This is a genomic window from uncultured Aliiroseovarius sp. (genome assembly GCF_947492455.1).
Classification (GTDB): Bacteria; Pseudomonadota; Alphaproteobacteria; order Rhodobacterales; family Rhodobacteraceae; genus Aliiroseovarius.
Map to the genome: position 1 here is coordinate 17405 of NZ_CANLNB010000003.1, position 21066 is coordinate 38470.

Annotated in this window: 23 protein-coding genes; 7 read left to right on the forward strand and 16 right to left on the reverse strand. The window is 60.7% G+C overall.

The window, feature by feature from the left end; all coding sequences use genetic code 11:
- Nucleotides 1-2 precede the first annotated feature (2 nt).
- The 3 genes from Q0677_RS06835 (at nt 3) to Q0677_RS06845 (ending at nt 2032) form a co-directional block, all read left to right on the forward strand.
- Nucleotides 3-788: an amino acid ABC transporter ATP-binding protein gene (locus Q0677_RS06835; RefSeq protein WP_142852054.1), complete on the forward strand. Its 786-nt coding sequence runs from the start codon at nt 3-5 to the stop codon at nt 786-788.
- A gap of 230 nt (nt 789-1018) precedes the next feature.
- Entirely contained in the window at nt 1019-1465 is a 447-nt protein-coding gene (rpiB, locus tag Q0677_RS06840) for a ribose 5-phosphate isomerase B (protein ID WP_298907587.1), read from the forward strand.
- 21 nt (nt 1466-1486) lie between these two features.
- Nucleotides 1487-2032, forward strand: a complete 546-nt coding sequence (locus Q0677_RS06845) for a hypothetical protein (protein ID WP_298907589.1) — start codon at nt 1487-1489, stop codon at nt 2030-2032.
- Nucleotides 2033-2047: 15 nt separating this feature from the next.
- On the opposite strand, the gene Q0677_RS06850 is transcribed toward Q0677_RS06845, so the two are convergent.
- Genes Q0677_RS06850 through argB form a run of 4 tightly spaced genes read right to left on the reverse strand, consistent with a single transcriptional unit; the run spans nt 2048 to nt 4869 of the window.
- Complete coding sequence (locus Q0677_RS06850; protein WP_298907591.1) at nt 2048-2551, reverse strand: histidine phosphatase family protein; 504 nt, start codon at nt 2549-2551, stop codon at nt 2048-2050.
- Nucleotides 2548-3225 carry a ferredoxin gene (locus tag Q0677_RS06855; protein WP_298907592.1) on the reverse strand — a complete coding sequence of 226 codons (678 nt, stop codon included), beginning with the start codon at nt 3223-3225 and terminating at the stop codon, nt 2548-2550. Before Q0677_RS06855 ends, Q0677_RS06850 begins: the two co-directional genes overlap by 4 nt.
- On the reverse strand, nt 3162-3956 hold the full coding sequence (locus Q0677_RS06860; RefSeq protein WP_298907594.1) for a sterol desaturase family protein: 795 nt from the start codon (nt 3954-3956) through the stop codon (nt 3162-3164). Before Q0677_RS06860 ends, Q0677_RS06855 begins: the two co-directional genes overlap by 64 nt.
- A 52-nt stretch (nt 3957-4008) precedes the next feature.
- Nucleotides 4009-4869 carry an acetylglutamate kinase gene (gene argB, locus Q0677_RS06865; protein WP_282182402.1) on the reverse strand — a complete coding sequence of 287 codons (861 nt, stop codon included), beginning with the start codon at nt 4867-4869 and terminating at the stop codon, nt 4009-4011.
- 106 nt (nt 4870-4975) lie between these two features.
- Between argB and Q0677_RS06870 the strand changes: the two genes are divergently transcribed.
- Nucleotides 4976-5710 carry an SDR family oxidoreductase gene (locus Q0677_RS06870; protein WP_298907600.1) on the forward strand — a complete coding sequence of 245 codons (735 nt, stop codon included), beginning with the start codon at nt 4976-4978 and terminating at the stop codon, nt 5708-5710.
- Between the two features lie 72 nt (nt 5711-5782).
- On the opposite strand, the gene yihA is transcribed toward Q0677_RS06870, so the two are convergent.
- From yihA to rpmH, 10 genes are all read right to left on the reverse strand, one after another.
- Nucleotides 5783-6436, reverse strand: coding sequence for a ribosome biogenesis GTP-binding protein YihA/YsxC (yihA, locus tag Q0677_RS06875; protein ID WP_133484907.1), 654 nt, complete (start codon nt 6434-6436; stop codon nt 5783-5785).
- Nucleotides 6433-7188, reverse strand: coding sequence for an MOSC domain-containing protein (locus Q0677_RS06880; protein ID WP_298907604.1), 756 nt, complete (start codon nt 7186-7188; stop codon nt 6433-6435). The genes yihA and Q0677_RS06880 overlap by 4 nt, the downstream gene beginning before the upstream one ends.
- Complete coding sequence (gene yidC, locus Q0677_RS06885; RefSeq protein WP_298907607.1) at nt 7185-8987, reverse strand: membrane protein insertase YidC; 1803 nt, start codon at nt 8985-8987, stop codon at nt 7185-7187. The genes Q0677_RS06880 and yidC overlap by 4 nt, the downstream gene beginning before the upstream one ends.
- A 106-nt stretch (nt 8988-9093) precedes the next feature.
- A complete protein-coding gene (locus tag Q0677_RS06890; protein WP_298907610.1) occupies nt 9094-10494 on the reverse strand; it encodes a bifunctional diguanylate cyclase/phosphodiesterase in 1401 nt (466 codons plus the stop codon).
- A 267-nt stretch (nt 10495-10761) separates the two neighbouring features.
- On the reverse strand, nt 10762-11592 hold the full coding sequence (ttcA, locus tag Q0677_RS06895; protein ID WP_298907613.1) for a tRNA 2-thiocytidine(32) synthetase TtcA: 831 nt from the start codon (nt 11590-11592) through the stop codon (nt 10762-10764).
- 65 nt (nt 11593-11657) lie between these two features.
- Nucleotides 11658-11888 (reverse strand): hypothetical protein, encoded by a 231-nt coding sequence (locus Q0677_RS06900; RefSeq protein WP_298907615.1) that lies wholly within the window; start codon nt 11886-11888, stop codon nt 11658-11660.
- 112 nt (nt 11889-12000) lie between these two features.
- Entirely contained in the window at nt 12001-12321 is a 321-nt protein-coding gene (locus Q0677_RS06905) for a hypothetical protein (protein ID WP_298907617.1), read from the reverse strand.
- Nucleotides 12322-12578: 257 nt separating this feature from the next.
- Entirely contained in the window at nt 12579-12827 is a 249-nt protein-coding gene (gene yidD, locus Q0677_RS06910) for a membrane protein insertion efficiency factor YidD (protein ID WP_298907618.1), read from the reverse strand.
- Nucleotides 12824-13264 carry a ribonuclease P protein component gene (rnpA, locus tag Q0677_RS06915; protein ID WP_298907620.1) on the reverse strand — a complete coding sequence of 147 codons (441 nt, stop codon included), beginning with the start codon at nt 13262-13264 and terminating at the stop codon, nt 12824-12826. The genes yidD and rnpA overlap by 4 nt, the downstream gene beginning before the upstream one ends.
- 17 nt (nt 13265-13281) lie before the next feature.
- Nucleotides 13282-13416 carry a 50S ribosomal protein L34 gene (rpmH, locus tag Q0677_RS06920; RefSeq protein WP_133484898.1) on the reverse strand — a complete coding sequence of 45 codons (135 nt, stop codon included), beginning with the start codon at nt 13414-13416 and terminating at the stop codon, nt 13282-13284.
- Between the two features lie 262 nt (nt 13417-13678).
- Here rpmH and Q0677_RS06925 point away from each other — a divergent pair, with 262 nt between their 5' ends.
- Genes Q0677_RS06925 through Q0677_RS06935 form a run of 3 tightly spaced genes read left to right on the forward strand, consistent with a single transcriptional unit; the run spans nt 13679 to nt 17193 of the window.
- Nucleotides 13679-14416: a TVP38/TMEM64 family protein gene (locus tag Q0677_RS06925; protein WP_298907623.1), complete on the forward strand. Its 738-nt coding sequence runs from the start codon at nt 13679-13681 to the stop codon at nt 14414-14416.
- A 1-nt stretch (nt 14417) separates the two neighbouring features.
- Nucleotides 14418-15788: an FAD-dependent oxidoreductase gene (locus tag Q0677_RS06930; RefSeq protein ID WP_298907626.1), complete on the forward strand. Its 1371-nt coding sequence runs from the start codon at nt 14418-14420 to the stop codon at nt 15786-15788.
- A 22-nt stretch (nt 15789-15810) separates the two neighbouring features.
- Nucleotides 15811-17193 (forward strand): HAMP domain-containing sensor histidine kinase, encoded by a 1383-nt coding sequence (locus Q0677_RS06935; protein WP_298907629.1) that lies wholly within the window; start codon nt 15811-15813, stop codon nt 17191-17193.
- A gap of 69 nt (nt 17194-17262) precedes the next feature.
- On the opposite strand, the gene Q0677_RS06940 is transcribed toward Q0677_RS06935, so the two are convergent.
- Both Q0677_RS06940 and Q0677_RS06945 read right to left on the reverse strand, forming a co-directional pair.
- Complete coding sequence (locus Q0677_RS06940; protein ID WP_298907632.1) at nt 17263-17748, reverse strand: fasciclin domain-containing protein; 486 nt, start codon at nt 17746-17748, stop codon at nt 17263-17265.
- A gap of 93 nt (nt 17749-17841) precedes the next feature.
- Nucleotides 17842-21039: a reductive dehalogenase gene (locus Q0677_RS06945; protein WP_298907634.1), complete on the reverse strand. Its 3198-nt coding sequence runs from the start codon at nt 21037-21039 to the stop codon at nt 17842-17844.
- Nucleotides 21040-21066: the final 27 nt, after the last annotated feature.

Here is a 21066-nt window from a genome sequence, read left to right on the forward strand (position 1 = left end):
AAATGTCTTCGATTACTCTCGATCATCACGCTGATCGCAGCAAGATGGCCGTCTCGGACGAGGTGGCAATTGAAATCCGCAACATGAACAAGTGGTATGGCTCGTTCCACGTGCTGCGCGACATTGATCTGACCGTCTATCAGGGCGAACGGATCGTTATCGCGGGGCCGTCGGGCTCGGGTAAATCCACCTTGATCCGTTGCATCAACCGTCTGGAAGAGCACCAGGAAGGTCAGATCATCGTAGACGGGACCGAGCTGACCTCGGACCTGAAAAACGTCGACAAGGTGCGCTCGGAAGTGGGTATGGTGTTCCAGCACTTCAACCTCTTCCCGCACCTGACCATTCTGGAAAACTGCACGCTGGCACCCATCTGGGTGCGCAAAGAGCCCAAGAAAGAGGCCGAAGAGCGCGCGATGCATTTCCTTGAGAAAGTGAAGATCCCGGAACAGGCCCATAAGTATCCGGGCATGTTGTCGGGTGGTCAGCAGCAGCGTGTGGCGATTGCCCGCTCGCTGTGCATGATGCCGCGCATCATGCTGTTTGACGAACCCACCTCGGCGCTTGACCCTGAGATGATCAAGGAAGTGCTGGAGACCATGGTGGAACTGGCCGAAGAAGGTATGACCATGCTGTGCGTAACCCACGAGATGGGCTTCGCTAAAGAGGTCGCCAACCGCGTGATCTTCATGGATGCCGGCCAGATTGTGGAACAGAACGAACCGGAAGAGTTCTTCAACAACCCGCAATCTGAACGCACCAAGCTGTTCCTCAGCCAGATCCTCTGATCTTTCTGACACGAAGTTCAAAAGCCCCGCCTTCTGGTGGGGCTTTTTGCCTATAGGGCGGGGCCTGACCCTGGGTGGGTGCGAAGCGCCCTCCCGTGGGGAGGGTCGGGCGCTGCCTGGTCTATCGACCGGGCGATGACGATGCTACTCTCCCTCCAAGTTTTCAGTTGAAGCAAAGCCCAAAACCACGCAGAACCAGCGCAAACCAGCACCGGAATCAGAGGTCCGTCATGTCAAACAAACGCATCGTCCTTTCCAGCGACCACGCCGCCATCGAGCTGCGCAAGACCATCGCTGACCACATCGCCGCCAAGGGCTATGAAGCCGTCGATATCGGCCCGATGACCCCGGAAAGCACCCACTATCCCAAGCATGGCGAAGCCGCGGCCCGCAAAGTGGCGTCGGGCGATTGCGCGCTGGGCATCATTCTGTGTGGCACCGGTCAGGGCATCATGATGTCCGCCAACCGCGTGGACGGTATCCGTTGCGGCGTCTGCTCGGAAGCGTTTTCGGCCCGGATGATCCGCGAGCACAACAACGCCAACATGCTGTCCATCGGCGCGCGCGTTGTGGGTCAGGATCTGGCCCTGCACATCGTCGATGCCTTCCTTGACGCCGAGTTCGAGGGTGGACGTCACGCCACCCGCGTGGACATGATGGAAGCCATCGAAGGCTAATCAAATAAGGGCAGGGCGCCCATGACCGCAAAACCGATTTTCGACATCCGCAAGTCTGTCTCCAGACGCAATCTGGAACGGATCATTGTCGTGCCGGTGATCGCAGCCCTTTTTCTTGCATTAGGGCTGTGGCTTGTGCCCGATGATGCGGTCTGGGCCCTGTCCTTCGAAGCGCTTGAGACGTGGGGCTTGTGGGGGGGCTTCGGCCTCTTCCTGATCCTCACCGCGCTGTACCATCTGGCGAAGCTGATCTTCTTTGCGCGCCGCGCCGCGGGCACGACCGGGGAATGGCGGTTTCGCCTGACGCACGAGGATCTGCTCTGGCAGGTGCCCGATCATGCCCATGGCCCGGAACAGGGCTTCCATGTGCCGCTCTCGGCCATCAAAGAGCTAGAGCACATCACCTTTTACCGTTCAGATGGTCCCAACGAAGAGACGTATTGGGTCCATTTCCACGATCACCCGTCGATTCAACTGCGCGATTATGCCGGCTATTCCATCCGGGACTTGATGGACAAGATCCATGAGGCGGGCGTCCCGTTCGAGCGGACCTTGAACGGGGACTGAGCCAAGCGGGGCGGATCAGATCAGCTCGCGCGGAACCACGAAATCAACCACGCGGCCCGTGCCCCACGTCACATCGGCCCAGTTGTCTGCATCAAATTCGATCACGGACGTGGCTGCGGTGGGATAGTGGTGGATTTTCTCATGCGGGTGCGGTTCGGCTGCCAACCGCCGCGCCATATAGGCCGAGCCGGGGTTGTGGGCGACCAGCATCACCGTGTCTTCCGATGCGCCGCGCAGTTTGGCCAGCATGGTCTCGGGATCTGCCAAATAAAGCTCGGACTGATAATCGGCCTGCGGCACGCCCACCAACCTGTCCGCGATCAACGCCCAAGTCTCGCGCGTGCGGGCGGCGTCCGAACACAGAACTTCGCCCGGCGTGTGCCCACGATCAGCCAGCCAGCGCCCGATCGCCTTGGCCGAGGCACGCCCCCGTTTGTTCAGCGGGCGGGAATGGTCATCAAGGTCCGCGTCGCTCCAGCTGGATTTTGCGTGACGGGTCAGGATCAGGGTCAGGGTCATGTGGGATTAAACGCTTTCATGTGAAATGCTGATTGCTCGGGCAACCTGCCATAGGTCTGGCTGACAGGACAAGTGCGCCGCACCGCGCAACCTTGCGTCATGCAGTTCGCGCGATCCTCGGAGCTAAGATGGGTTTTGCACGCGGGCACGTCATAACCGCCCGAGCCAAGCGCATCTACCGGGCAGGCCGTCAGACATGGGGCATCGCAGGTCAGGCAGGGGTTTGCACCCGTGTCTGGCAGGTCCAACACATAGGGCAGGCGGATCGCGCCACGATAGCTGACCCACAGCCCCGCCGTGTCATGCACCAACATCCCCACCGGGCTATCCCACGCCCGGTTCGAGGTCCGCGCCCATGCCAGAAACGGAGGATAGGGCGGCCCATCTGACGGAAACTCCGCCACACCGCCCCAGCGCTGGGCGAGCGCACCGATTACGCGTTTCGACCAGCGATCAATCGGATCCGCTGCGCCGTCACAGGCTTCGCTTGTATTGGTGTAAGCGGCCCAAAAACCCGGCTCGTGTGGGCCAAGAAGCAGGATGGTCTCGTCCCCTTCGTGCAACATGCCGAAGACATCCAGATGAACCGCGCGCGCCTCGGCCGTGTGGTCTATTTCCGTCGAAACGGCAGCATCAGGCTCCAGCCCAGCTTCATCGGTTTGTCGTCCTGCCATTCCAGTCCTATCACCATGTCGTCATGCCCGTCCTGCGGTTGGGCGGTATAGGTGCCAAACCACCGATCCCAGATCGACAGACAGAATCCATAGTTGCTGTCCGTCTCATGGCGGTGCACCGAATGATGCACACGATGCATGTCGGGTGTAACAAGAACAAGTCTCAAGACACGATCAAGCGGCAATGGAAGCCGCCAATTGGCGTGGTTGAACATGGCGGACCCGTTCAGCACGACCTCGAACAGGATCACGGCAATCGCGGGTGCGCCGATCAGATAGACCAACCCGATTTTGATCAGCATGGACGCAGCGATTTCAATGGGGTGGAAGCGAAGTGCTGTCGAGACATCAAAGTCCCGGTCTGCGTGGTGCACGCGGTGCAACCGCCACAGGATAGGCACTTTGTGGAATGCCACATGCTGCGCCCAGATTGCGAAGTCGAGAATCAGGAAAGCGGCCAGCACCTCGAGGCCAACAGGCAGGGTGATGACATTGAACAGCCCCCAGCCGGCACGCGCCGCGTCGATTGCGGCCCCTACAGCCAGAAGCGGGAGCAGCAGGCTCATCAGGCGGAGTGTCAGGCTGTCGATGGCAACGAGTGTCAGGTTAGTGAACCAGCGGCCAGAGCGTGGCTGCACACGCCGGCGGCGAGGCGCAAGCGTTTCGGCCAATGCAAAGACGGTAAAGAGCACCAGAAAGCTGCTCAGGCGGATCAGGATTTCATATTCCATAAGGGGAATATAAATTGATCCGCCGGAACTTCAACTCACGAAGAGGCGAGCGTTATGCGCGGATCAGCGACCCGGCACCGTGGTCGGTATAAAGCTCAAGCAGGCAGGCATTCGGCGCACGCCCGTCCAGAATGACCACAGCACGCACGCCGCCCTCGATCGCGTCCAGCGCGGTTTCGGTTTTCGGGATCATCCCACCTGCAATCACGCCCGATTCTGTCATCTCGCGAATCTGAGTCGGGGTCAGCTCGGTCAGAACTTCTCCGTCCGCACCTTTCACGCCTTCCACGTCGGTCAGCAGAAGCAGGCGATCTGCCTTCAACGCCGCAGCAATCGCGCCCGCCATCGTGTCGCCGTTGATGTTAAAGGTCTCGCCATTGCGACCCGCGCCAAGCGGGGCGATAACTGGAATGGCTTCGGCAGCAGCTAGGTCACGCAACACAGAAACATCCACGTCCGACGGCGTCCCGACAAAGCCCAGATCCGGGTTCGTCTGGTCACAGGTCACCAGCCCAGCATCCTTGCCGGACAGGCCCACGGCCTTGCCGCCCTCGGCGTTGATCGCTTGCACGATCCGCTTGTTCACACGGCCCGACAGCACCATTTCAACCACCTCAACGGTCGCCTTGTCGGTGACGCGCTTGCCGTTCACGAAGTGGCTTTCGATCTGCAGCTTGTCCAGCATCGCGTTGATCATTGGCCCACCGCCATGAACGACCACAGGCTTCACACCCACCTGACGCATCAAAACGATGTCGCGAGCAAAGCTGGCCATCTCTTCGTCATCACCCATGGCGTTGCCGCCAAACTTGATGACTACTGTGGCGCCGGTATAGCGCTGAAGATAGGGCAGGGCTTGGGACAGGGTGCGGGCGGTGGCGATCCAATCGCGGTTCATATTCTGGGTCTTCATCTTCTGGTCCTTCGTTCCAACCCTGTTACGCGCTTGACCGCGTCCTGCCAAGGGGCATTGCAGCCGCCGTTTCGCCTGCTAGGGTGCCCAAGACAAGAGGTGCCCCATGAGTGATGACCGCAAAACCCTGCTTCTGACCGGCGCAAGCCGCGGGATCGGACACGCCACCGTGCGCAAGTTCAACCGCGAAGGCTGGCGCGTGATCACCTGTTCCCGCCAACTGTTCCCCGACGAATGTCCGTGGGGTGGGGGGGCTGAAAACCATGTGCAGTTGGACCTGTCGGATCCCGCCGACACGATCAACGCGGTGGGCGTCATTCAGGAACGGCTAAACGGGCGGTTGGATGCGCTGGTGAACAATGCTGGCATCTCACCTAAAGGCCCGGATGGGGGGCGCTTGAACACGCTGAACACCGATCTGATGGATTGGGGCAAGGTGTTTCATGTGAACTTCTTTGCCTCGGTTGTGTTGGCCCGTGGACTGCGCGAGGAGCTGGCCGCCGCCAAGGGTGCCGTGGTCAATGTGACCTCAATCGCGGGATCGCGCGTGCACCCGTTCGCCGGGGCGGCCTATGCAACCTCGAAAGCAGCGCTCGCCGCGCTGACCCGCGAAATGGCGCATGATTTTGGCCCGATGGGTGTCCGCGTCAATGCCATCGCCCCAGGCGAGGTCGAGACCGCGATCCTGTCCCCCGGCACCGAAAAGATTGTCGAGAAACTGCCCCTGCAACGCCTTGGCCAGCCCGAGGAAGTCGCCTCGGCGATCTATTTCCTGTGTTCCGAGGAAAGCTCATATATCTCGGGGGCCGAGATCGAGGTGAACGGCGCGCAGCACGTGTGACACCTAAAAGCGGAGTTTTGCAAAACTCCGTCCCGTTTTCTTAAAAGAAAACGGCAATGCCCGCGCGCTGGGTTAATCCAACCCGGCAATGATGGCCCGTAACGTCTCGATCCCGTCGCCTTTTTCGGACGAGGTCAGCACCAGCTCCGGATAGGCCGCCGGGTGTTTGGACAGCGCTTTGCGCACCTGTGCCAGCACCTTCTCGCGGTCCTTTTCTTTCACCTTGTCGGCCTTGGTCATCACCACCTGAAAGGTCACGGCGGATTTGTCCAGAAGGGTCATGATCTCTTCATCGACCTTCTTCACGCCATGACGCGAGTCGATCAGAACAAAGGCCCGGCGCAGGTTCTGGCGCCCAGACAGGTAGTTCTTCAACAGCCGCTGCCATTTCTCGACGATCTTCACCGGTGCATTCGCATAACCGTACCCCGGAAGGTCGACCAGATAGGGGCCTCCGGTGGTGGTGAAGAAGTTGATTTCCTGCGTGCGACCGGGCGTGTTCGACGCGCGGGCCAGCTTGACGCGGCCGGTCAACGCGTTGATCAGGCTTGATTTTCCGACGTTCGATCGTCCGGCGAAGCACACCTCGATCCGATCCGGCGCAGGCAGCCCGTCCATCGCGACGACGCCTTTTAGAAAGTCGGTCGCGCCGGCAAACAGCAGGCGCCCTTTTTCCTTCGACGCCTGATCCGGCTCTTCGGCCATGGGAAAGGGAAGCATGGTCATCCGATTACCTCTACCGGTTCTTCGCGTACGATCACGCCGGGCTTGGTCACCACGGCATAGACGCCGCAATCTTGGTGTCCCCAGTTCTTGTTTAGCACGCCCAGCGTATCCGCGTCGCGTTCGCCCGTGCGCGTGCTGGCGGTCGTCGCCATGCAGCGGGTGATGTGCTCGCGGACCTCAAATTCGGCTTCACCAATGCGCAGGCGCTTGCCAATCCAAGTGCGTTCCTCCCACGGGGCAAAGCCGTCCAGAAGGACATTCCCGCGCCACCGCTGTGGCGAGATTTCGCGGCCCAGTTTTTCTTCCACCGCGCGGTGCGAGGCGAGGTTGATAAAGGAGATGCTCTCAAACTCCGTGTCGGTCATCCCGCGCCCGACCGTCACCAGACGTTCGGGCAGGGCGCGATTAGTAGGTGACAATGGCTTGATCCAATTCAGGAAACGCTGGTGGTCCTCTGTGCGATCCGGATTGATCGTGATGCCGGGTTGCGACGGATGGGTTAGCGTAACCGTGTTGGTCACCTCGTCGGTTACCGCCGAGATGGCCATCAGCTTGGGCGCCTTGGATCCGCGCGAAAAATTCGTGCAGGGCACCCAGCTTTTTCCATCTTCCAGCTTGGCCGCTTCATGCGCGACAGCCCATTTGCGATCGAAGGGCAGACAGCGCCCTTCGGTCACGGGAACGCGCAACAGCTCCTCGCGTCCATGCGACTTGATCGGGTGCCGCCAGATGCCAGCGACAACCCCGGTCATTTCGCGTCTTTCGGGCGTTTCTTGAAGCTTTTCAACACGTTGCCCAGTACGTCAGGCTTGTGCCCGTGGCTGCGCATGATCGTGTATTGCTGGATGAACGTGATGGTGTTGTTCGCGATCCAGTAGATCACCAGACCCGACGCAAACGTACCCAGCATGAACATGAAGACCCATGGCATCCAGGCAAAGATCATTGCCTGTGTCGGATCGGTGGGGGCCGGGTTCAGCTTTTGCTGCAGCCACATCGAGATACCCAGGATGATCGGCAGAACGCCCAGCGAGATGATGGCCAGCAGGCTGTCCGGGCTTGGCGTTGCGTAGGGCAGCAGGCCGAACAGGTTCAGGATCGAGCTGGGGTCCGGAGCCGAAAGGTCTTTGATCCAGCCGATCCACGGTGCGTGACGCAGTTCCAGCGTGACGAAAATCACCTTGTAGAGCGAGAAGAAGATCGGGATCTGGAGAAGGATCGGCAAGCAGCCCGAGGCCGGGTTAACCTTTTCCTTCTTGTACAGTTCCATCATCTCTTGCTGGACCTTCTGGCGGTCATCGCCAGCGCGCTCCTTGATCTTCTCCATCTCGGGCTGAAGCTCTTTCATCTTCGCCATCGAGACGTAGGATTTATAGGCCAGCGGGAACAGGATTGCCTTGATGATGATGGTCAGACCGATGATCGCCCAGCCCATGTTGCCGATCAGTGCATTCAACCAGTGCAGGACCGCAAAGATCGGTTTGGTCAGGAAGAAGAACCAGCCCCAATCGATCGAGTCGATGAACTTGTCGATGCCCATGTTCTTTTCGTAGGCACGGATGGTTTCCCATTCCTTGGCGCCCGCAAAGAAATGCGTCGTTGCGCTGGCGGTTGCGCCGGGGGCGACGTCTTGTGCGCGCAGGCGGAACTGGGCCTGATAGATGTCAGCTTTGTCGGCATAGCGCACGACCGAGGTAAACGGCTGCCCGGGTTCCGGGATCAGCGTCGTCATCCAGTAGTGGTCGGTAAAGCCAAGCCAACCGTTTTCTTCGACCTGCTGAACGTCGGCCAGGGATGCTTCGCGTTCGTCATAGCTCAGGTCGGCGATGTCCGAATAATCGCTCTCTTCCAGCTCGCCATCCACTTCGCGGATCAGACCTTCGTGCAGGATGAAGAAGCCTTTCTGATCCTGCGGCTCGCCGTGGCGGGCGATTACACCATAGGGGGCCATGCGTTGTGTAGCGTCGCTGGTGTTTTCAATGGCTTGTTCGATCGAGAACATGAAGTTCTCGTCGACCGACAGGGTGCGGCGGAAGATCAGACCGTTTGGGCTATCCCAGCGCAGCGTGACGGGGGTCGACGGGGTCAGGGTGCTGCCAGCCTCAACCGACCAAACGGTCGTCGGGCCGGGAACATCTTCCAGTGCGGTGGTGCCGCCAGGGGTCCAGCCATAAAGCGTGTAATAGGCGTCTTGCTCGCCTGCAGGGCGCAGAAGGGTGACGATGTCGCTCTCTTTCGACAGCTCGACATGGTACTCCTTCAGCTTCAGGTCGTCGATGCGGCCACCCAGAAGCGAGATCGAACCAGACAGCTCGGGCGTGTCGATGTCGACGCGACCAGCCTCGGCCTGTTGCGCAGCAATATCGGCAGGAGCGGCGGCAGCCGGGGTCGACGCTGCGGGTGCTGCGGCAGTGGTCGTGTCTTGCGACGTTTGCGCGGCCGTGTCGGCAGGCAGAGGGGGCTCGGCTGGTGGAAACATGATCAACCAGCCTGTGATGACAATAAAGCTGAGAACCGTTGCGAAGATCAGGTTCTTATTCTGGTCGTCCATCGTACCTACCACTCATAGTTTTCGGTCAGAGTGGTTCAACAGGGCAAGGGCCAAAAGGTCAAGCAGTTTATCCCGATGTGCCAAGAAATGCGGGTCTGCGAACGCGCTAGGCGTGCTTTGGGATGTGGTGAACGCGATCCGAGGTGGATCTGTGGTTCTTGATCCACAGACTGGTCGCATCCATCGGCATGGGTTTTGCCACCGCATAGCCTTGAACATCCGTGCATCCCAATTCGCCCAGTTTTGTGTGTTCGCCGTGGGTTTCGACGCCTTCTGCCAGCACGCCAATTTCAAGTTGTCTTGCCATCGTCAAAATGGCTGAGATCATATTTTGCTGGTTCTTGTCCGTGTCGACATGGGTGACGAACGAGCGATCAATTTTGATACGGTTCAGGTTGAAACGGCGGATATGGGCAATCGAAGCGTGTCCGGTGCCAAAATCATCCAGATCAATGTTGCAGCCCATGCGTGCCAGAGCATTGATGTTGCGCGCGATGACGTCATCGTCCCCTTGCGCGATCACGCTTTCCAGAATTTCCAGCGTCAACCGTTCGGGCGAGACGTCAAATCGATCCAGATCCCAGCGGATCTTCTCGAACAGTTTGGGGTTGGACAGCTCTTCTGCCGTCATGTTCAGCGATACGGAGGGCACCTCAAGCCCCAATTGATCCCATTTACAGATGCTGGTCAGGCATTCGAACAGCATCACCTCGCTCAGACGCTCCAAAAGTCCTGCTTGCGTCAGGGCGGGCAAGAAAGCGGCCGGAGCAATCAGACCCAGTTCAGGATGGTTCCAGCGGACCAGCGCCTCCATCCCGGTCAAGCGCCCGGTGCGCAGGCAGACCTGAGGCTGGAACCAGGGAATCATTTGTCCGGTTTCCAACGCTTCGGACAGCTCGGCCTCGGAATGCTCGGATGGTGCTGCCCTTGGCGCCATGCCATTGGCGAACGCCCGGATCGAGCCCGGCCCGGCAACCTGTGCCGTCTGAAGGGCGCTTTCGGCGGCTTGCAAAAGTGAGTCTCCAGTTGCCTCGGGCGCACGCCGGGGTAGCGAAAAGCCGACACTGGCGGTTAGGTGCAGACGTGTTTCATCCAGATCAATCGGGGTCGCGATGGCCGATTGCAGCCGCGCGGCGATCTGCAAGACAACTTCAAGGTCAGCGCGGGTTGTTCGGTCGATCGCAATGCCAAACCGCCCTCGGCCCAACGAGCAGATCAGGTCCGTAGCGCGTAGCATCGATCGCAGCGTTTCGCCGATCTGAGCTTCGATCTTGTCCTGCGCATCCAATCCATAGTGGTCGGCCAGTTGAGGAAAGGCGTCAACCTCGATCACCAGGCAGCATTTCTCTTTCATATCAGGGTCGTGAAAACCCGCATCCAGCATATGTGTAAGCCGCCCGCGCAGCGGTAGGCCCGTGACCGGATCAGATGACCATCTATCTTTGAGTGACGTGCGGGTCAGCGTGCCGCCAAGCGCAAAGAGTCCGGGGAAAAGGATCGCTGACACCAAAAGAGCATGCTCTCCCCCCGCCCAATAGGCCAATAGCAACGCCGCAGGTAGAATCGCGGTAAACTGGGGGCTGGTCAGAAAATGCCGAACAGCGTTTTTAACAGGGGATGGGCCAAAACTGACAGCCATGATGCATTCCTAGACTAACACTCCAAACGCGGTCCGGATTCCCGGGGCGTCTGGGACAAAGTAGGAACGTGTGGTCAATCAGGCGTTAACGCGCCCGAAAAAACTGCCAGGAATTGATGAGGTATTTTCATCAACTTATGATTGTTCTCGCGTCAGCCCTGCAAAATCAAAGAGTTGCGGGTCCAGAAGGTGACTGGGGCGCGTGTTCATGAGCGCTTTGAACATGATCTGGCGGCGCCCCGGGAAGTTCGATTCCCACTGGTCGATGATTTTTTTCACCTGTTGTCGCTGCAATCCATCCTGCGATCCGCAGAGGTCACAGGGGATAATCGGATAGTTCATCTGAGTCGCGAACTTCTCGCAGTCTTCCTCGGCGACATGGGCCAGCGGGCGATAGACGAACAGGTCGCCTTCCTCGTTCACCAGCTTGGGAGGCATCGTGGCCAGTCGCCCGCCGTGAAAGAGGTTCATGAAGAAGGTTTCCAAGATGTCGTCGCGGTGATGCCCCAGCACCACGGCCGAGCAGCCTTCCTCACGCGCAATACGATAGAGATTTCCGCGACGCAGGCGCGAACACAGTGAACAGAAGGTGCGGCCCTGCGGGATTTTATCCATCACAATCGAGTAGGTGTCTTCGTACTCGATCCGGTGCGGAACCTGCATGTCTTCAAGGAATTTCGGCAGGACGGTGGCGGGGAAGCCCGGCTGGCCCTGATCCAGGTTGCAGGCGAGGATCTCGACCGGCAGCACGCCACGCCATTGTAGCTCATAAAGCGCAGCCAGCATGGTATAGCTGTCCTTGCCGCCCGACAGGCAGACAAGCCACTTGGCACCACGTTCGACCATGCCGTACTGGTCCAAGGCTTCGCGCACATTGCGCATGATGCGCTTGCGAAGCTTCTTGAACTCGGTGGTCGAGGGCGCGCCGTGAAACAGCGGGTGAATGTCGTCGAGCTGATCTTTCATGGGCGCGGCATAGGCGAAAACACCCTTGTGGGCAAGGGGTCGGTCTGCGCCTCTGCCCCCAAAGCTTACAGCCAATGCTGGCGCTGCGACGGGAGGGAGAGATCCCGCGGCGGCAGGTCCAGATCCCGCGCAAGGGACGGCGGCAGATCGTCCAGACGTTCTGGCCGATGGCGCTTGGCAAACAGGCTGGCGCGGATCACATGCCAGCGGCCGTACGCTTCGATCAGGTTCAAAAGTTTTGCCTCGATGCGACGGTTGCGGGCGCGGCGGGGCGGCAGGGTCAATGTATAGGTCATTATCGATCTCCTAATTCGGGGGTGACTGTGTTGTCGGACCTCAAGTCAACTTTAGGTCAAGCACTTTTTGGCCCGCCCCGAAATGCAGGGGCGGACCGAGTGAAAGCGCGGATTACAGTCGCGGTTCGCGGAACTTTGGCGGAGGGTGGCCGGGCGGAAGTCCCATATCCCGGCGCAGGTGGTCGGACAGGTGGTCCGCCCGCGGTCGCCGCAGATTTCGCGCAACAAGCCGCATCGCCAGCGTACGCAGTACGCGCATCGCACCGTGATCGGCAATCAAGTCGTCCAGCAAATCGTTCAGCCGAACAGGTTCAGAGTGAAAATTCGAGTCCATCATGGGTTGGTTACCGGCATGGCGCCGGCCCTTCTTGAAGTTGGGTTTGGTTGCAATGAGAGCTGAACGGTCACGAAACGACGGACGCAGTGCGGCCATGGTCTGGTGTCATGTGTCAGCTATCGGAAGGCCCGGTATCCGGGCGGCGGGGGCGGTCAGGCGCGTGACGCGTTGGTCACGAGGCGTGGGTGCCCCAATAGGCCGCAACACAGGTTTGGCGGAGAGCGCTGGTATTCGTCATGTAACGCCTCCTTCTGCTTGAGCGTTGCGGATGGCGCCTGTTTAGCGCAAACGGGTCATAACTCAAGTTTCAAGTGCAGGTTGCAGCAGGCTGTGGCCGCGAAGGCACGATTGTATCAATCGTGGGTGCTACAATCGTGTTTGGTGCCCGGCACCGGGTCATAGCCGCAGGATCCCCACGGGTTGCAGCGGGCAATCCGCTTGGCCGCGATCCAGCCGCCTTTAAAGGCGCCGTGCTTTTGCAGGGCTTCCAGCGCATAGGCGCTGCAGGTGGGTTGATAGCGGCAGTTGAACCCAACCCACGGGCTGAAGATCAGGCGATAGGCCCGGATCGGCAGGGACAGGAGGAAGGCAGCGGGGCTCATGATTTCTTTCGCGGGGCGTGGATCTGGTCGATGGCGCGGGCAAGGTCCGCTTTCAGATCCATATAGTCACGCGACACGGTTTTTTCAGCGCGACCGATGAGCACATAGTCCCAGCCGGGCTTGCCCAAACCGGGCAGAACCTCGCGCGCGATGGCGCGCAGGCGGCGTTTGGCGCGGTTGCGGACCACGGCATTGCCGACTTTCTTCGAGCAGGTAAACCCGATGCGGGTTTGGTGGGGTGGGGCTTTCTCGCCCTCACGCCGTTTGCGGGCCTGTAACAAAAACGCAGGCGCGGGTGCGCGGCGCGCGCGGGCGGCGGCCAGAAAGTCGCGCCGCTCGGTCAGGGTGATCAGTTTGGGATCATCCACGCAAACGGAAACCGCCGCAGACCCATCGGCCTCGGCGGTTTTCGTTTTGTCAGCTTTGGGCGCAGACATGCCTGCGGCCCCAGCGCTTATGCGCTCAGCGACTTCCGGCCACGTACGCGGCGGGCGTTCAGGATCTTGCGACCGGCTTTGGTAGCCATGCGCGAGCGAAAGCCGTGGCGGCGTTTGCGAACCAGGTTCGAAGGTTGGTAAGTGCGTTTCATCGCCCGTCTCCGTTTAGGCCCCCAATCCCGGTGGATTCGGAGCGTGTGTCATTCGAAGCCCGGTCTATAGGGGGCAATTGGGGGCAAGTCAAATGCCTGATGAAATATTTTCGCCCCTTTTGTTACATCTCTATGCGATTTCTTCACCCCTGTTCAAGCAAGCGTGAGGTGGGTGGGCAAGGCGGGCGATTGCGCTCATGTTGCACACAACCACCGCGGCACAGCTGCGACCCTGCTGCATTGACCGGAAAGACCGATGATGATGACCGACCCCGACACGAACATGTCGAAGCCTGAACAGAACGCGCTGCTACGCCGTTTGCCCTTGATTGCGATCCTCGCTGTGGCCGTGATCGGTGCCTTTACCCTGCGCGATTACCTCAGCTTCGAGACCTTGGCGCAGAATCGCGAGGCGCTGTTGGCGTTTCGGGATGCCAATTATCTGCTGACCGTTGGTGTTTTCATCGCGGCCTATGTGGTGATCGTCGGCTTCTCGCTGCCCGGCGCGACCATCGCGACCCTGACTGGGGGCTTTCTGTTCGCGACCTTCCCCGGCGTGCTGTTCAACGTCACAGGCGCCACAATCGGCGCCACGGTGATCTTTCTGGCCGCCCGCTGGGGGCTGGGCGAGAAGCTGGCCGCCAAGATGGAAGGCAGCGAAGGCGCGGTGAAGAACATCAAGGACGGGATCGACGAAAACCAGTGGTCCGTCCTGTTTCTGATCCGCTTGGTACCGGCTGTGCCCTTCTTCGTGGCGAACCTGATTCCCGCGCTGGTCGGCGTACCGCTGCACCGCTTTGTCATCTCGACCTTCCTTGGAATCATTCCCGGCGGGCTGGTCTACACCTCGGTCGGTGCAGGTCTGGGCGAGGTCTTTGCCCGCGGCGAAACCCCGGATCTGGGCATCATCTTTGAACCCCACATCCTGTTGCCCATGCTGGGACTGGCCGCGCTGGCCGCCCTTCCAATGGTGCTGAAACTTTTCAAGAAGGACGCCTGACATGGCTGAACGTATCAAGACGGATGTCTGCATCATCGGCGCAGGCTCGGGCGGGCTGTCAGTGGCGGCAGGAGCCGTGCAGATGGGGGCGTCCGTGGTGCTTTTGGAAGGCCATAAGATGGGCGGAGACTGCCTGAACTATGGGTGCGTGCCTTCGAAAGCGCTGCTGCATGCGGGCAAGACCGCGATGGGCTGGATTGAGGCGCATGACCATGTACGCCAGACCATCGCGACCATTGAACCCCACGATTCGGTCGAGCGGTTTGAAGGGTTGGGCGTGCGGGTGATCACCGAATACGGTCAGTTCATCTCGCCCAAGGAAGTGCAGGCAGGCGATTATGTCATCGAGGCGCGGCGCTTCGTGATTTCGACCGGCTCGTCGCCGCTGGTGCCCCCCATTCCGGGCATCGAGAACGTGCCTTACGAGACGAACGAGACGATTTTCGAACTGAAAGACAAACCCGACCACCTGCTGATCATCGGCGGCGGCCCCATCGGGCTGGAAATGGCGCAGGCGCATCGTCGGCTGGGGTGTGAGGTCACGGTGATCGAAGGCATGAAAGCGCTAGGCCGGGATGATCCCGAAATGGCCGCGCATGTATTAGAGGCACTCCGCGAGGAAGGCATTGCCATCGAAGAAGAAGCGCTCGCGGCCGAAATCCGTGGCGAAGCTGGCGCGATTGAAGTCGAGGTCAAGGATGGCCGCGTCTTCAAAGGCACCCATTTGCTGATGGCCGTCGGGCGCAAGCCGAACACTGATAAACTGAACCTAGAGGCCGCCGGCATCGAACCCACCCGCGCGGGCATCAAGGTCGATGCCAGCCTGCGCACCACCAACAAGAAGGTCTATGCGATCGGAGACGTAGCGGGCGGGCTGCAATTCACCCATGTGGCAGGCTACCATGCGGGTGTCATCATCCGCTCGATGCTATTCGGATTGCCCTCGAAACAGCGCACCGATCATATCCCTTGGGCAACCTATACCGCACCTGAACTGGCCCAGATTGGCCTAACCGAAGCCGAAGCCCGCAAGACCCACGGCGACAAGCTGGAGGTGGCCCGGTTCGACTTTGCCGGAAATGACCGCGCCATTGCGACCCAGCAGACCAAGGGGCTGATCAAGGTGATGATCGTGAAAGGTCGACCCGTTGGCGTGTCCATTGTCGGTCCCGGCGCGGGCGAGATGATTACGCTGTGGGCGCTGGCCCTCGCCAACCGTTTGAAAATGGGGCAGATCGCGGCGATGGTCGCGCCCTATCCCACCATGGCGGAAATCAGCAAGCGGGCGGCGGGGGCCTATTTCTCGCCTCGACTTTTTGATAATCCTACGGTCAAACGGGTGGTAGGCTTCGTACAGAAATTCATCCCGTAACCGAACCGAAGAGGGCGCGCAGGTGTTCAATACTCTTTCCGGCCGTTTCCTGATCCTGACGACCCTGTTCGTCATGCTGGCCGAGATTTTGATCTTCGTGCCCTCGGTCGCGCGCTTTCGGGCGGATTATCTGCAAGACCGTCTGGAACGCGCGCAGATCGCGTCGCTTGCGCTGCTTGCCGACGACATGATCGCGCCAGAGCTGGAAGCGGAACTTCTGGAGAATGCCGAGGTCTATAACGTCGTTCTGCGCCGTGACGAAATGCGCGAGCTGATGTTGTCCTCGACCCCACCCGGTGCGGTCACTCACGACTATGATCTGCGCGACGCGTCAGCGATGACCCTGATCCGTGACGCGATGATGCGTCTGTTCAATCCCGAACCCGAGGTGATCCGCGTCATCGGTGACCCGGTGCGCGAGGGCGGTCTGGTGATCGAGGTCACCATGTGGACCGCCAAGCTGCGCGCCGCGATGATCGATTATGGGGTGAACATCCTTCTGCTGTCCGCCGTTATCTCGGTCATCACTGCGCTTTTGTTGTTCCTAGCGGTGCAGCGCGTGATCGTGCGCCCGATCAAGGGCGTCGTGGGCAATATGAAAGCCTATGCTGCCGATCCCGAAGACGCGCGGCGGATTATCTCGCCCGCTACCAGCGTGACCGAGCTGCGTGAAGCAGAGGTCACCCTGCGCAGTCTGCAAACCGACCTGACCGGCGCCTTGAAACAAAAAGAGCGTCTGGCGCAACTGGGCGGTGCGGTCGCGCGGATCAGCCATGACCTGCGCAACGTGTTGACCACCGCGCAATTGTTCGCCGACCGGATGGAAAGCAGTGAAGATCCGATGGTGAAGCGGGTCGTGCCGAAGCTGGTGAACTCGATCACCCGCGCGGTCAGCCTGTGCGAAAACACGCTGGCCTTCGGTAAGGCGGAAGAGCCCGCGCCGACCATGAACCGTTTCAATCTAGCCGAACTGACCGCTGATATCATCGAAAGCGAACGCCTATCAGCGGGCGATCACGATCTGTCCTTTGCAGAAGACATTCCCGCCGGTTTGACCCTGCGTGCCGATCCCGAGCAGCTGTATCGCGTGCTCTCGAACCTTGTCCGCAATGCGCGTCAGGCCATCGTAGCCTCGGGTAAACCGGGCGAGATCGCGTTGCAGGCTTCCGAGACGGAAACCGACTGGCAAATCCGCGTGGTGGATACCGGGCCGGGGCTGCCGAAATCCTCGCAAGATCACCTGTTTCAACCCTTTGCCGGCACCAACCGCAAAGGCGGGTCTGGCTTGGGCATGGCGATCTCGGCCGAACTGGTGCGCGGTCATGGCGGCACGCTTGAGCTGGAACGCACCGACGACACCGGCACTGCCTTCCTGATCACACTGCCGCGCGATATCGCAGAGTAGTCCAAAGGCAAAAAAAAGGGGCCGCGCTGGGCGACCCCTTTCCTGCCGTGAGTGGGGGGGAAGAAAGCTTTAGCTTTCTGGCGGCAGGATTACGCTGTCGATCACATGGATCACCCCGTTCGAGGCTTCGATGTCGGCAGCCGTCACGTTGGCACCCTGAACCGTCACGCCCGACATGGTGCCGATCTTCACTTCAGCGCCTTGCACAGTGGCGGCCATCATGCCGTCCGACAGATCGCCGGACATCACTTTGCCGGGGACCACGTGATAGGTCAGAATTGATACCAGCTTGTCCTTGTTTTCGGGCATCAAGAGCGTTTCGACGGTGCCTTCCGGCAGGGCGGCAAACGCGTCATCGGTGGGGGCGAAGACGGTAAAGGGACCATCGCCCTTCAGGGTGTCGACCAGACCGGCGGCCTGCACAGCGGCGACGAGGGTGGTGAAACTGCCTGCGCCGACGGCGGTGTCGACGATGTCTTTAGAATGGTCGTCTGCGAAAGCCGGGGCGGCAAAGGCAGCGGCTGCGGTGATGGCGATGAAAGTACGACGAAGCATGTTGATCTCCTTGTTGTCAGATACAAGGAGTACGGGGGGCTTTCCGCCCCGGATCACCGGTTCAGATGACGTTTCTGTGAGCGGTGCGTGAGGTTACAAATCCAGCGCAATCTCTCCGTCTGGGTCTTTCGCGCGGCTTTGGCACAGGATCATCGCACCCTCGCGCTGGGCGTTCGAGAGGACGAAGTCACGATGCTCGACCTCGCCCGACAGCACACCGCATTTGCACACGCCACAAATCCCGTCCGAGCATTTGACGTCCACATGGAACCCCGCCGCGTTCAACGCATCCGCCGCAGTCTGATCTTCCGAGACCGCGATCCTGCGGCCATCCTTCAGGCGCAGGGTGAAGGGGTGGTTTTCATAATCCGGCTGCTCGGGCACGCTGAAATATTCCAGATGCCGCGCGTCCTCGGGGATGCCTTGGCGCTCCGCCGCCTGCATCACCGCATCCATGTAGCGATCCGCACCACAGGCATAGATATGTGCACCGTCGGGGGCATCGGTGAACACCGCATCGAAATCCGCGCGCGAGCCTTCGTCCGAGAAATGCAGATGCACCTTATCCGCCCACGGCATCGCCGCCAGATCGTCTAGATACCCCGCATCCTTCCGGCTGCTGGCCGAGTAGTGCAGTGCGAAATCGGCGCCAAGCGCGTGCAGGCGGTGCGCAAAGGCGATCATCGGGGTGATGCCAATGCCGCCGCCCATCAGGAAGGTCTTGGGCGCATCCTCGACCAGTTCAAAATGGTTGATGGGCTTCGAGACGAAGACTTTCCGCCCCTCGGTAAAGATCCGGTGCAAGAGCGCCGACCCGCCGCGCCCATCCTCTTCCCGCAACACGCCGATCTGATAGGTGCTGCGGTCGGCGGGGTCACCAGACAGCGAATACTGCCGCAGGAAATCGGGCGAGACGAGCACGTCCAGATGCGCCCCGGCGGTCCACGCGGGCAGCTTTGACCCGTCCAGCGTGGACAGTTCGTATTTCGTGACGCCGGGCGTCATCTGCTCGACCTTCGACAGGGTCAGCTGCAGCACCGGGCTGTCGTCCGGCACCACATAGCGATGCACCATCGACAGGTCCCCGCGCGCTTTCCTGTCTCGATATTCCTTGGCCGAGATCAGTGCGTCATAGGCCGCAATCCCCGCCTCGCGGTCCATCGGGAACGGATAGGGATAGGGTGGTGGGGCCAAAGGCGCGGGATAGGTGGCGAGGGTTTGATCCTCGGGCTTCAGATCAATCTCGCGCTGAAGGTCGCGGCGGTTCGTGGGCTGCTTGGGGGCGTGGTATCCGCCATCCTCGCCTAGCTCCAAATCCCACCACCATTTCTTGACCTCGTTCAGCCCGCCATTGCCGACGGCATCATCAAGCTTCGCCAAGACAGGCGCCGCCCCCGGCAGGGTCGAGGCCGCCCAGCGGAAGGGCGTCTGGGAAAACAGCCCCTCAAGGTTCCACGGGCAGGTTTTCATGCAGCGCCCACACATCGCGCCGCCCGGTTGGGTCACGCGGTAGGTGGTGCATTTCTGGCTGTCGGATTTCCAAATCTCATAGCCGTTGAACATCTTCTTCGGCCCAGCGGTGATTGCGCCCGAGGGACACTCCCGCGCGCATTTGTTGCAGCTTTCGCAAAAACGCTGCAGGCCGAAATCAATCGGCTTGTCATGGGCCAGTGGCATATCCGTCGTCACCGCGCCGGATTTCAGACGCGGGCCAAGCAGCGGGTGCAGAATAACCTCGCCAATCCGGCTGATCTCGCCCAGCCCGGCCAGAAGCAGAAGCGGGGGTTGCAGCACCGTGCCGTCCATTACCGTATGGGCCTTGGCCGAGTAGCCGAGGTTGCGGATCTGCTGCGCGATAACGCCGCCGATCAGGGAAAACCGCAGATAGGCGCGCATGGATTGGCTGACCGCGATCCAGTCGTCGCCGGACGCGCCCTCCATCGTTTCAAAGCCCTGATCCACGATCATGGAAATCGCGTTGTGATGGGTCGGCACGATCTCGGCCCCCGTCGCGTCGTGGCTGTACCAGACCCAGTCGGGGCAGCGGCTGGTGCCCGCCGCGTCGATCCCAAGGAAATAGCTTGCGGCACGCAGCGCGGCAGCGTTCTGTTCCGCATCCGTCGGGCGCGCGCCGTCGGCCACGGGGCCATCCTGCAGTGGCGTGAACACCCCAAGCGCGCGGCGTTGGGCATAACTTGGCGCGGCCTTGCGCACGTACATCCCACCAGAGGAGCTTTCGTGCAGATGCTTGCCCATATCGCCGAATTGCGCGCGGGCGAACATGTCGGACCGTTTCGGCACGCGGGCGACGTTTTCTTCGTCGATATAGGATGTGGGCTGGTCGACACGCCTTAACCGCTCGAAGGGCAGCGGGCCTTGCGCATAGTCACGCCGCGCATAGGGATCGCGGTTCAGGCCGGATTTCGCGCTGTCCATGCCCAGCGTCCAGCGCAGCCCTGTCAGGCTTGTCTGCTCCGCTTCGGGGGCAAGGGGGCGGTCGGGCCTGATCTCAAGATCCGTGGTGACAACGGCGAGGCCGTACTGGTCACCCAGCCACGGTGCGCGCGGACCCTCGGGCGTTGCCCAGGCCAGCCCGGCCTGCACGGCAAGCCGTGACATCCAGACATCGCTGGCTGCCCCGGTATGGGCCTTCGCGTCGAAGCCCAGAAGCCGCAGATAGTTCGCGATGACGATGGCGGTTTCCGAGGACAGAAGACAGGCGCGGTGATCCTGTGCGTCCATGATCCAATCGGCACCCGGCTCGCCCACGCGGGGCGCACGGTGGTGTTCGTATAGGAAGACAATCGCGTGGGTGTGGCCTGACACCGGGCGGATGCCAGCAGACAGGCTTTCCTTCAGCTCAGCCATCAACGTGTCGATGCCAGCGGCCAGCGTCCGCACCTCGCGCGTCTCTAACGCGGTGACGAGGTCCTGAATGCCGGGGTTCTCGGCGGGCGTGTCGCGCAGCGCGTCCGCGTCCAGCCGCGTGATGCCAACCATCGAGGCATCTGCGAAATAGCCAAAGGCCTTCAAATGTCGCGCCCGCTCGTCCAGATCATCGGGGATGGACGAGCGGGCCGGGTTCACCTCGCCATCCCGGATTGCGTCCAGCGCTGCCTGATAGGGGGTCATCGCGTTGACGATGCTTTCGGGCCGCTCGGGCCGGTCAAAGGACAGGTGCGGATCGGGGGCAAGCTGATCCATCCCCGGCGCGGTATCGCACCGGCGTAGGCGTTCAAGCGGGTAAGGGCCCAGATCCACGGGCCGATTGCGGGTCGAAAGCAAGCGCATGTCGGTCGTCCATTCTGCCGGGCGGCT

Excerpts from the sequence above, each read along its gene's own strand:
- Q0677_RS06835 (WP_142852054.1), top strand. The coding sequence starts at position 3 with ATGTCTTCGATTACTCTCGATCATCACGCTGATCGCAGCAAGATGGCC.
- rpiB (WP_298907587.1), top strand. The coding sequence starts at position 1,019 with ATGTCAAACAAACGCATCGTCCTTTCCAGCGACCACGCCGCCATCGAG.
- Q0677_RS06845 (WP_298907589.1), top strand. The coding sequence starts at position 1,487 with ATGACCGCAAAACCGATTTTCGACATCCGCAAGTCTGTCTCCAGACGC.
- Q0677_RS06850 (WP_298907591.1), bottom strand. The coding sequence starts at position 2,551 with ATGACCCTGACCCTGATCCTGACCCGTCACGCAAAATCCAGCTGGAGC.
- Q0677_RS06855 (WP_298907592.1), bottom strand. The coding sequence starts at position 3,225 with ATGGCAGGACGACAAACCGATGAAGCTGGGCTGGAGCCTGATGCTGCC.
- Q0677_RS06860 (WP_298907594.1), bottom strand. The coding sequence starts at position 3,956 with ATGGAATATGAAATCCTGATCCGCCTGAGCAGCTTTCTGGTGCTCTTT.
- argB (WP_282182402.1), bottom strand. The coding sequence starts at position 4,869 with ATGAAGACCCAGAATATGAACCGCGATTGGATCGCCACCGCCCGCACC.
- Q0677_RS06870 (WP_298907600.1), top strand. The coding sequence starts at position 4,976 with ATGAGTGATGACCGCAAAACCCTGCTTCTGACCGGCGCAAGCCGCGGG.
- yihA (WP_133484907.1), bottom strand. The coding sequence starts at position 6,436 with ATGACCATGCTTCCCTTTCCCATGGCCGAAGAGCCGGATCAGGCGTCG.
- Q0677_RS06880 (WP_298907604.1), bottom strand. The coding sequence starts at position 7,188 with ATGACCGGGGTTGTCGCTGGCATCTGGCGGCACCCGATCAAGTCGCAT.
- yidC (WP_298907607.1), bottom strand. The coding sequence starts at position 8,987 with ATGGACGACCAGAATAAGAACCTGATCTTCGCAACGGTTCTCAGCTTT.
- ttcA (WP_298907613.1), bottom strand. The coding sequence starts at position 11,592 with ATGAAAGATCAGCTCGACGACATTCACCCGCTGTTTCACGGCGCGCCC.
- Q0677_RS06900 (WP_298907615.1), bottom strand. The coding sequence starts at position 11,888 with ATGACCTATACATTGACCCTGCCGCCCCGCCGCGCCCGCAACCGTCGC.
- Q0677_RS06905 (WP_298907617.1), bottom strand. The coding sequence starts at position 12,321 with ATGGCCGCACTGCGTCCGTCGTTTCGTGACCGTTCAGCTCTCATTGCA.
- yidD (WP_298907618.1), bottom strand. The coding sequence starts at position 12,827 with ATGAGCCCCGCTGCCTTCCTCCTGTCCCTGCCGATCCGGGCCTATCGC.
- rnpA (WP_298907620.1), bottom strand. The coding sequence starts at position 13,264 with ATGTCTGCGCCCAAAGCTGACAAAACGAAAACCGCCGAGGCCGATGGG.
- rpmH (WP_133484898.1), bottom strand. The coding sequence starts at position 13,416 with ATGAAACGCACTTACCAACCTTCGAACCTGGTTCGCAAACGCCGCCAC.
- Q0677_RS06925 (WP_298907623.1), top strand. The coding sequence starts at position 13,679 with ATGACCGACCCCGACACGAACATGTCGAAGCCTGAACAGAACGCGCTG.
- Q0677_RS06930 (WP_298907626.1), top strand. The coding sequence starts at position 14,418 with ATGGCTGAACGTATCAAGACGGATGTCTGCATCATCGGCGCAGGCTCG.
- Q0677_RS06940 (WP_298907632.1), bottom strand. The coding sequence starts at position 17,748 with ATGCTTCGTCGTACTTTCATCGCCATCACCGCAGCCGCTGCCTTTGCC.
- Q0677_RS06945 (WP_298907634.1), bottom strand. The coding sequence starts at position 21,039 with ATGCGCTTGCTTTCGACCCGCAATCGGCCCGTGGATCTGGGCCCTTAC.